Annotated in this window: 5 protein-coding genes; 3 read left to right on the plus strand and 2 right to left on the minus strand. The window is 60.4% G+C overall.

Annotation, left to right across the window (positions count from 1 at the left end; all coding sequences use genetic code 11):
- Positions 1 to 158 precede the first annotated feature (158 nt).
- Positions 159 to 1,127, plus strand: coding sequence for a glycoside hydrolase family protein (locus tag J3R75_RS05245; protein WP_307260318.1), 969 nt, complete (start codon positions 159 to 161; stop codon positions 1,125 to 1,127).
- 154 nt (positions 1,128 to 1,281) lie between these two features.
- On the opposite strand, the gene J3R75_RS05250 is transcribed toward J3R75_RS05245, so the two are convergent.
- Positions 1,282 to 2,574, minus strand: a complete 1,293-nt coding sequence (locus J3R75_RS05250; protein ID WP_307260319.1) for a hypothetical protein — start codon at positions 2,572 to 2,574, stop codon at positions 1,282 to 1,284.
- Between the two features lie 343 nt (positions 2,575 to 2,917).
- Between J3R75_RS05250 and J3R75_RS05255 the strand changes: the two genes are divergently transcribed.
- Positions 2,918 to 4,180 carry an exonuclease SbcCD subunit D C-terminal domain-containing protein gene (locus tag J3R75_RS05255; protein WP_307260320.1) on the plus strand — a complete coding sequence of 421 codons (1,263 nt, stop codon included), beginning with the start codon at positions 2,918 to 2,920 and terminating at the stop codon, positions 4,178 to 4,180.
- The gene (locus tag J3R75_RS05260) at positions 4,177 to 7,956 is read left to right on the plus strand and encodes an AAA family ATPase (protein WP_307260321.1); all 3,780 of its coding nucleotides are present in this window, start codon (positions 4,177 to 4,179) and stop codon (positions 7,954 to 7,956) included. The genes J3R75_RS05255 and J3R75_RS05260 overlap by 4 nt, the downstream gene beginning before the upstream one ends.
- A 459-nt stretch (positions 7,957 to 8,415) precedes the next feature.
- On the opposite strand, the gene fusA is transcribed toward J3R75_RS05260, so the two are convergent.
- Positions 8,416 to 10,449 (minus strand): elongation factor G, encoded by a 2,034-nt coding sequence (fusA, locus tag J3R75_RS05265; RefSeq protein WP_307260322.1) that lies wholly within the window; start codon positions 10,447 to 10,449, stop codon positions 8,416 to 8,418.
- Positions 10,450 to 10,572: the final 123 nt, after the last annotated feature.

Genomic DNA, 10,572 nt, shown 5'->3' on the forward strand with positions numbered 1-10,572 from the left:
GTCGGATCAGTCGGATCAGTCGGATCAGTCGGACTGGCTTCTTCCAATCCGCGTCCAAGCGGGTATTGTAAAGGGCTTTTTTACCATTATCCATTACCCATCCAGGGGTGCCTGCTGCCGGTCATGGCATGCGCGCGATACAGATAAAGGAACATTCGATGCAGATTACGCTTCAACCCATTCCGGCGCTGGGCATTGTCTCGGCACCGGGTAAGATCACCTGGTGCGGGACGATGGTTCGTAGCGCCGACGGTCGTTGTCATCTGATGTTGTCGGTATGGCCGGAAGCGCGTGGTTTTGACGGCTGGCTCTACCATTCGGAGATCGGCTACGCCGTGGCGGAGCACCCCGATGCCGAGTACCGCTTTCAGGGCGTGGTTTTCAGCGGCGACCCGTCGCCGGAGGCGTGGGACCACGCGATGGTGCACAACCCGTGGATCATCCAGCACGACGGTCGCTTCTATATGTACTACACGGGCAACACGGGCGACGGCACCTTTCCGAGCCACCGCTACAATCAGCGGGTGGGCCTGGCGGTGGCGGAGCGCCCGGGTGGCCCCTGGCGCCGGCTGGGTCAGCCCTTGGCGCCGGCGACGCCGGGCTCCTGGGACGAACTGGTATCCTGCAATCCCAGCGTCTGCCGCATGGCCGACGGCCGTTTCATCATGCTCTACCGCGCTTGTTCGCGGCCGGACAATCCCGTACATCATGGCGACATCGTGCTGGGAGTGGCCTTTGCCGAGCGCCCGGAGGGCCCTTTTGTCCGCCACCCCGAGCCGATCTTCCGCCGGGAAGGCCAGCCTTTCGCAGCAGAAGACCCCGGCGTCTTCAGCTGGGGCGGGCGGCTTTACGCGGCTTTCAAGGACATGGGCCGGAACTATCACGACCGCGAACGCTCACTGATGCTGGCGGAAAGCGCCGACGGCAAGGACTGGCGCATCATCCAGCCGCTTTGCACGCGCGACCTCCCCTTTGCCGACACGGCGCCCCGCGAGCAATTCCGCGTCGAACGGCCCTTTGTCTACATGGAGAATGACCAGCCACGCCAGCTCTTCGTCGCCGTACGGCCGGAGCGGGAGGCACAGCGCGCGTTCAGCGTCCACACCGGCATCGACATCCAGCCCTGAAGAGCGGCCCGCATAGGGCGTATTGCCCCAGAGCAACGCGCGCCTGCAGCGCATAAAACCAGAACGACTGCCATCGACTGGGGCGACCGGCTTTTTTCACCGACAAGGGCGACCGACCGGTCGTCCTCGTGCCAAACACGGTGCCCCACGCCGGTCAGGTGCGTGGTTTGAGTTCGTTGAGGGCGCTGACGGCGGCGGCGATCCATGCCGGGCCGGTTCCGGGCGGTGCGCAGACATGGCGGCAGAGACGGGTTTCGTAGCTGCCTTCGCTGAGGGCCTGGTCGGTAGCAATGTAGCCGGACGAGCCATTGGCCATGCCGACAACCAAATTGCGCTTGTATGGCGACTGCTCCTTGATTGCCAGGCCGATTTCGACGAAGACCTCGCCGTGCAGCCCGACGATGCCGAGATCGCCGACGCGCAGGGCGTGCAGGGGCACGTCCCAGGACGGCGGCACGTCCTTTTCGAGCTTGACGAGCTCATTGGCGTAGATCCACTCCATGGCGTTGCTATGGTCATTGGCGGCGACGATCTTTTCGGCCTTGGCCAGATCCTCGGCGCTAGCCCGGCGGCGCTGGAAGGGCAACATCTTGAGCGTAGCGGCGACGGTCAGCTGGTCCACGAAGTCGTCTTCGCGCAGCAGCGACCACTGTTTCCAGGTTTCGGCGGCGATGACGTTGGCGACGCGGCGCTGGTTGTGATAGGGATCGGTCTGTTTGCGTGGCGGGCGGGTGAAATCGCAATTGTTGATATTGCCCTGGCAACCGTTGGCCATAATGACCATGAAGGACTCGCCGGCAATGCGCTGCAGAGCCGTGGCGTACTCGCCGAAGTAGTCCGCCGATATCCAGCAATGCTTGTTGTTGCCCACGTAATGCAGCGGGTAATTCGCATAGACGGCGATGGGCTTGCGGCTGTCTTTTTCCCGGAAGATCATCACGCCGAGTTCGGGGTCGGTCGGCCCGGCGGGCTTGATGGCATCGGGATTGCAGTAACCGGGATTCATGCGCACAGTACCGTCTTTCATGTGCCAGCGGCGGTTGTGTACCTCCTCAGGGCAGGAGCCGGACGCGTGGGCAAGTTCGGCGGGACAACGCTGATTGTAGGCCATCACGAAGGCATCGGCAATCTTTTGGGGCAGGGTCTCGCCATATCCCGGCTCGGCGGGCGTGCCGAGTACCGCCCGGACGGCCGGGCCGGTGTGGGTATGCGTGGATGAAATCATGACGCAGTGGGCGGGCACGCCGGTCCGAGCCGCAATCATCGCCTTGGCTTCCTCGACCAGCTCCGACGTGATGTACACCAGATCAATCGTCATCAGCCCGATGGTCGTCTCACCATCGCTGATGGCCAAAGCCTTCACGTAAAGCGGGTCGTGGATGTGCTCCGCGATACGGTCTTCAAAATAGCCGGCGATGTGACATCCCAGTCCCGGTGTAATGTCCACCCTGCCCGTTCCTGCCTGCAACTGCCCCATGACCACACCCTCTTTCTCTTTGAAAACGACAAGTCGCCACATGAACTAAAAACAGCCTGCGGCTGTACACATCGCTGCTCAAAATAGGCCCTGCACGACGTATTGCCAGCGCCAGGCCGGGCAGACGCAATCTTTTTTCCGGCGGCGGCCTTTCGGCGGTTGTCGGGGCGGCTTTCGGCAGTTATACTGAGGGCTTGCAGCCGGCGGGGAGCCGGCTCGGGGGAAATGACGACGCCGGCCCATGCGCAGACAATCTGCGCCCTGCCCCGGACGCATGGCCATGAGCGCGGCACGGCAAGACAGAGGAGAGACCATGACTGACAAGCCCTTGACGATTCTACACAGTTCCGACTGGCATCTGGGACACACCCTGATGGGCCGCCGCCGCCATGACGAATTCGCCCATTTTCTCGACTGGCTGAACGGCGCCATCACAGAGCATGGTGTCGATGTGCTGCTGGTATCCGGCGACATCTTTGACAGCAGCATACCGAGCAACGCCGCGCAGAGTCTTTACTTCGATTTCCTGACGAAAGTCTGGCGGGCCGGCGTTTGCCGCCACATCGTGGTCATAGCCGGCAATCACGACTCGCCGTCGCTGCTAAATGCGCCGGCGTCCCTGCTGAAAGCCCTGAACATCCACGTCGTCGGCTGTATGACTGAGAGCATTAAAGACGAAGTGGTCGTGCTGTACGATCGCAATGACGCGCCGGAGCTCGTGGTCGGGGCCATTCCCTACCTGCGCGAACGGGACATTCGCGTCATCGGCGAAAATGAAAGCGCCGAGGACAAAGATAAGCAGCTGATCGCCAGAACTCGCGAGCACATCCGCGCGGTCTGCGACGAGGCCCTCGCCCAGCGCGAAAAGTTCGCAACGAAACCACCCATAGTCGTCATGGGCCATCTCTACAGCAGCGGCAGCAGCGTAGCCGAAGGCGATGGCACCCGGAAGCTCTACGTCGTCGGCTCGCTGGTCGAGATTGGTGCCGATGCCTACTCGGCCGGCTGCGACTACGTCGCCCTCGGCCACATCCACGTCCCGCAAGCCGTCGGCGGCAAAGACTTCATTCGCTACAGCGGTTCGCCGCTCCCCATGGGCTTTCATGAGGACGCGCAACAAAAGGGTGTCAACCTGATCCGCTTTGCGCCGGAGCGCAGCATCGAACAGCTGCCAGTACCACTTTACCAGCGGATATTGTCCATCACCGGCGACCGGGAGGCCCTCCTGGCGCGGGTCGCCGAACTGGCCAACTCCAGCGACCGAGTCTGGCTGGAAACAATTTACGACAGCACGGAGCCCATGGGCGATCTGCGTGACCAGCTGAACAAGGCCGTTGCGGGTAGCCACACGGAGATTCTCTGCACAAAAACAGCCCGGGGCCAGTTCCATGCCCTACACGCCGACGTCCCCGGGGAGAGCCTGGAGGACCTCACGCCGGAGGAAGTCTTCAACCGCTGCCTGGACAGCCATGACGTCCCTGCCGCCACACGGCCCGCGCTGATCGACGCCTACAACGAGATACTGCAGTCGCGTCAGGAAGCCGACACGCAAGCCGTCGAGGGGGTGGAAGCATGAAAATTCTCAAGGTCCGTCTGCAGAATCTCAATTCGCTGGTCGGCGAATGGCGCATTGATTTCACCCATCCGGCCTACAGCGGCAATGGCATATTTGCGATCACGGGCCCCACTGGCGCCGGCAAGTCGACCATCCTCGACGCCATCTGCCTGGCCCTCTTCGGGCGGACGCCGCGACTCGAGCGCGTCAACCAGAGTGCCAACGACATCATGTCGCGGCACTGCGGCGAATGCCTAGCCGAGGTGGAATTCAGCACCTTGCGAGGGCACTACCGCTGTACCTGGAGCCAACGCCGCGCCCGTGGCAAGGCCGATGGCAAGCTGCAGCAGCAGAAGCACGAAATTGCCGACCTCGCTAGCGACAAGCTGCTTGAGACAAAACTCTTGGCGGTCATCCCGAAAGTCGAGGAGGTGACCGGCATGAACTTCGAGCGTTTCACCCGCTCCATGCTGCTGGCACAAGGCAGTTTTGCGGCATTTCTGCAGGCCGACCCCGACAAGCGCTCGCCCATTCTGGAGGGCATTACCGGCACCAGTATCTACACGGAGATATCCGAGCTGGTTCACCAGCGCAATTCAGACGAAAAACAAACACTGGAGCGGCTTAAAGCTGAACTCAACGGCGTGATGCTTTTCAGCGACGATGAAGAACAGCAGAAGCGCGATGAACTCGCAGCCACTGACTCGGCCATGCTGGAACTCGATAAGCAGATTGTCGCCCTGCAGGCCGCCATCGACTGGCATCAGCGACTGGCAGAACTCAACCAGGGCCTGGCCACCATACAGCCGCAAAAAGAACAACTCGCGGCGGACACTGCGGCCTTCGCGGCAGACCGCGAACGGCTGGCCGCCGCGCTACGGGCCTTGGAATGCGACGCGGAATACGGCAAATATGCCCAGCTCCGCGCCGACTGCAAGAATAAAATTGAAGAGCTGGCGGCCACCAACGAGCGTTTGCCCGAACTGCAAGAACAGAGCAAACTGGCCACTAAGGCGGCTGAGGAAGCAGCAGAGCAATACCAGGCCGTCAAAGCCGCGCAGCTTGCCCTGGCGCCGCTGCTCCGCGAAGCCCGCGATCTGGACAGCAAAATCAAGACTGGCAAGATTCTGTTGGCAGGCACCGCGACGACTCTTGCTGAAATCTTGAAACGCACGAAGGAACTGCAGGCTGCGGTGGCTAAGGACGACACCGCGCTGGCCGACAAGAATGAGCTGCGCGACCAATTGCGCAGTAAAGCCGCTGGCCGCAGCGCCGACGGCAAACTAGTGGAGCAACTGGCCGCCATCCGCGACAAATTCACCCAACTGCGGCAGGCCCGTAAGGACTTGGACAAGGCATCGGCTGAGCTGGACAGGGCCAAGAAAATGCAGGAGGAGGCGGACAAAGCCGTCGCCCGTGACCAAAGCGATCTTGACCGTCTGCAATCTGCAGCCGAAGCAGCCGGAGCAAACCTGATCGCGGCCGAATCCGAACTGAAGGACGTCTTGCGCGGGAAAATGCATGACGACTGGCAAGACCAGCTGCGGTCATTGCAAGGCATACTAGGACACGTGCAACGGGCACAGGAACGCCATGGCGCATACGGTATTCTACTCAAAAAGCAGGCCGATTGCACGCAGATATGCGACTCACTCCAAAACAGCATTGCCTCACTGACAACGATCCTGGGGGGCAAGGAAGAAGGCCGCCAGACTCAGGTCAAACTGGTCAGCAGCTTGGAAGAGACCTTCCGCGCCGCCAACCTCATTGCCGACTACGAGCAGGCGCGCCAGGCTCTGGCGGACGGCAAGCCCTGCCCGCTCTGCGGCGCTACGGACCATCCTTTCGCAAAAGGCAACATCCCAGTGCCGAGCACCGCCCAACAACAATGCGACGCTGCCAAGAATAAACTCGGTGAGCTAGACAAAGAGATACAGCGACTCGAAATTGAGCTTAATGGCAAGCGGAGAGACAAGGCCCAGGCTGAAGCCGATCTCAATCAACTTGCGCAGGATATCCCCTCGGCGGCCAGGCTGCTCAACGAACTCTGCGCCAAGATCGCGCCGGACGGCAGTCTTAAAGCCGACATGCCGGCACTGAGCGAAAAGCTTGCGGCACTCACACAAGAGCTGGATGCCCAAACGGCAGAAGCGGCGAGGGTCGTTGAGCAGGCAAGAAAAAACGCCGGGACCGTCGAGATGCTTAAGAAAGAAGCAGAGAAGGCCGTTGCCGCCGCCCACAAGGCTGAAATGGCTCTCATGAGTGCGAAGGCCAACATCGACACTGCCAAGCAGCACCTGCAGACAAAAGCAGAAGCCAGCACCACCGCGCAGAATCGCCTGACAGAGCAGCTCCAGCAGACACTTAGCCTTATCCAGCCTTTCGGCTACGACGACATCAGCGAAGATCGCCTGGATGGCATCTACAGCGAGCTTCAACAGCGCCACAATGATTGGCAACACCTGCAACAGGACTTGCTTAAGCTTGACCAGGACATCCCGGCCCTAACGGCCACAATCGCCGAACGCACGAAGCAACTCCGTGAATTGGCGGATGAGCAGACTAAGCAAAACGGTGAGCTGGCCACTCAGCAGCGCGAGCTCGCCGAGCTGCAGGCCAGCCGCGCGGATGTCCTTGGTGGCAAGGCCGCTAATGACGAAGAAACGCGCGTGATCAATGAGCTGGAACGCGCCGAGACCAAACGCGACATAGCGAACAAGCTGTTGCAGGACTGCCAGCAAAAACAACAAAACCTGAAAAGCGCCATCAGTAATCTGAAGGATGAAACAGGTAAACTCGAAGCCGACACGACGCGCGCCGAGGAGGCGTTCCACCAGGCCATCGCCGCCAGGAGTTTCAGCGACGAAGCGGCATTCCTCGCCGCACGGCAGCCCGAAGCCGACCGCAAGGCACTGCAAGAAAAGGACGACGACCTCAAGCAAAACGCCACCGAACTCGTCACCAAAGACAAGACTCTCCGCGAACAACTCGCCGACGAAGAGAAAAAGTCCCTGAGCAACGAGCCACGCGCAGACCTGGAATCGCGACAAAAAAAGCAGCAGGAAGACTTGGCCGCAAAACGCGAAAAACGCGGTGCCCTGCGCAAGGAGCTCGACACCAACGACCAGGCAAAGGAAAAACACCGGGACAAAACCGCCTCCTTGGACACGCAGCGGCAGTCATGCGAAAAATGGCAAATGCTCCACGACCTTATCGGCTCCAGCGACGGCAAGAAATTCCGCGATTTTGCCCAGGGCCTGACCTTCGAGATCGTCATCAGGCACGCCAATGTGCAGCTGCGGAAGATGAGCGACCGCTATCTGCTCACCCGCGACCGCGACAATCCCTTGGAGCTCAATGTCTTCGACAACTACCAAGCCGACGCCATCCGCTCAACCAAGAATCTCTCCGGTGGCGAAAGCTTTATTGTCAGCCTGGCCTTAGCCCTAGGCCTGTCCAACATGGCCAGCAAGAATGTCCGCATCGACTCGCTGTTCCTCGACGAGGGCTTCGGAGCGCTGGATGAAAACGCGCTGGACTGCGCCCTCAATGCCTTGGCTGGCCTGCAGCACGAAGGCAAGGTCATCGGCGTCATTTCACACGTCGGCACGCTCAAAGATCGCATCACGACCCAAATCCAGGTCAGTCCAATCGTGGAAGGCCGTAGTCGCCTTGATGGCCCCGGCTGCACACAGGGCAGCAGTAAAAAGGCGCGGCCATCTGGGCCGAATGTGGGTGAATCCGACGGATCGGACGGATCGGACGGATCGGACGGATCGGACGGATCGTCGACTTGATCGGACGGATCGTCGACTTGATCGGACGGATCGGACGGATCGTCGACATGATCGGTCCGATCGGTCGGATCAGTCGGATCGGTCCGCGAAGAAGCACTCGCGAAAAACGGCAAAGGCCTGGACTGCCAAGCAGCCACTCTCAAAAAATAATCTGCGTTAATCTGCGTAATCTGTGGATAAAAAAAGCGCCATTGCCGCCGGGACGGCGGCGCTCCCAGGATGGGGCCTTGGACTGCCAAGCAGCCACGCGCAAAAATAATCTGCGTTAATCTGCGGAATCTGTGGATAAAAAAAGCGCCATTGCCGCCGGGACGGCGGCGCTCCCAGGATGGGGCCTTGGACTGCCAAGCAGCCACTCTCAAAAAATAATCTGCGTTAATCTGCGTAATCTGTGGATAAAAAAAGCGCCATTGCCGCCGGGACGGCGGCGCTCCCAGGTTGCGGTCCTTCTGCCGCGCTTTATTTGACCTGCATTTCCTGGTAGCCGGATGGTTCCATGGAGAAGGACGCCCTGCCCCCGCTGAGTCGCGGCAGGGCCTTGCCGAAGCCGAACATCTCGGCCAGTGGCACTTCGCAAATGATCTTTTTCATCTGGTCGATGCTGTAAATATCGCGAATGACCGCGCGTCGCGGCTGGAGGAACATGGAGATTTCGCCGACGGTGTCATCCGGCGTGAGTATCTCCAGGTGCATAATGGGTTCAAGGACCGTGGTGCCGACCTTGGCCAGCGCCTGGTCAATCGCCTGCAGGGCCGCGCCGGCGACGGCGCCCTCAGTGGTCGATTCCTGCGAAAACTTGATTTCGGTGATGGTCGCGGCCACATAGATCAGCGGATAGCCGTGGAGGCCGCCCGTGCGCAGGCCGTCATTCAAGGCCCGTTCGGCACTGTGGATATATGCCCGCGGAATGTTGCCATCACGCAGGGCCGATTTGATGTCGAACATCGTTTCACCGCGTGGCAAGGGCTTGAAGGCAATGGTGATTTCGGCATAAATAGGCGTGTCGCCGAGGACTTTTTCGAAGACGACCTTTTCGACGACCGCTGCTTTCAGGGTTTCGCGGTAAGCAACGCGCGGCTCGCCGCAGCGGATGTCGACATTGAAATCCGTGCTGACGCGCTTGAGGCTGACTTCCAGGTGCAGTTCGCCCATGCCGGAAAGCAGCCGCTGGCCAGTATCTTCGGCGCTGGCGCGGCGCAGGGTTTGGTCTTCACGGCAGAGCATATCGAGCACATCGTCGAGCTTGTCTTTGTCCTTGCTGAATTTGGGTTCGACGACCATGGAGATCACGGGTTCGGGGAAGCTGATTTTTTCAAAGGTGACCAGGCGGCGGTTTTCGCAGAGGGTGTCGCCGATACTGCAGTCTTTTAGGCCGGTCATACCGACGATATCGCCGGGGCCGGCCTCACTGATCTGCTCGGTGTTCTTGGCGAAGATTTTGAAGAGCTGACGTGGGCGCACTTTTTCGCCGGTGCGGGTATTGACCAGCGTGGCATTGACCTTGAGAATGCCGGCGTAGATGCGCATGTAGAAGAGATCGGCCGTCACCGACGCGTTGACCTTGAAGATCAGGCCGGCGAAGGGTGCGGCGGCGGCGGTCTTGACCTCGACAGGATCGCCGCTTTTGAGGTCGAAGGCCTGATACGTCGGCACGTCCAGCGGCGACGGCAGGTAGTCGACGACAGCGTCGATCAAAGGTTGTATGCCCAGGTTGCGCTTGGCGCTGCCGACGAAGACCGGGACGATCTTGCGCGCCCAAGTCTGCAGGCGAATCTCCTGTCGCAACACCGCAAGCGGTATGTCCTCCTCGGCGAGGAAAAGCTCGGCAATCACCTCAGACACGTCCGCCAACCGTTCCACCACGGCGTTGTAGGCGCGCTGGCACAACTCGTCTTGATCGGGGCTGAGCGGTTCGCGAATAATCTCGGCGTTGCGCTCGCCGCGGAAGCGAATCTGCTCGCGGGTCAGCACGTCAAGCATTCCCGTAAAGCTGTTTTCCACGCCCAGCGGCAGCTGTAGGGGCAAGGCGCAGCGATTGAAGACGCTGTTGATCTGCTCCACCGTGCGTTCAAAGGACGCGCCAACGCGGTCCATCTTGTTGATGAAAGCGATTTTCGGCACGCCATACGCATCGGCCTGCCGCCACACTTTTTCACTCTGGGCTTCAACGCCTTCAACCGCACTGAAGATGACAACCGCGCCATCGATGACGCGCAGCGAGCGCTCGACCTCGGCGGTGAAATCAATGTGCCCGGGAGTGTCGATCAGGTGGATCAAGGCGTCTTTCCAGGGAATAGTCGCGGCTGAGGCGGCGATGGTAATGCCCCGTTCGCGTTCCTCGGGCAGGAAGTCCATGACGGTGGTGCCATCGTCAATACTGCCGTAGCGGTGTGATAGTCCCGAGTAATACAAAAAGCCTTCAGTCGTGCTGGTTTTACCGGCGTCAATGTGCGCAATAATGCTGATGTTGCGAATGTGTTGAATGGAGTCCATGTGCTTTTCAGATTGTGATGAGAGGGAACAAAAAGTCCGGGAGAGCGGGTAAATTGCTCCCCCGGGCACTAGCGGCTGGACCGGCCGCCATTGCTTAGCGGCGACCGGCCCAGAGGGTGGCCT

Origin of the sequence: Oligosphaera ethanolica (assembly GCF_030814695.1) — a bacterium.
Classification (GTDB): Bacteria; Verrucomicrobiota; Lentisphaeria; order Oligosphaerales; family Oligosphaeraceae; genus Oligosphaera; species Oligosphaera ethanolica.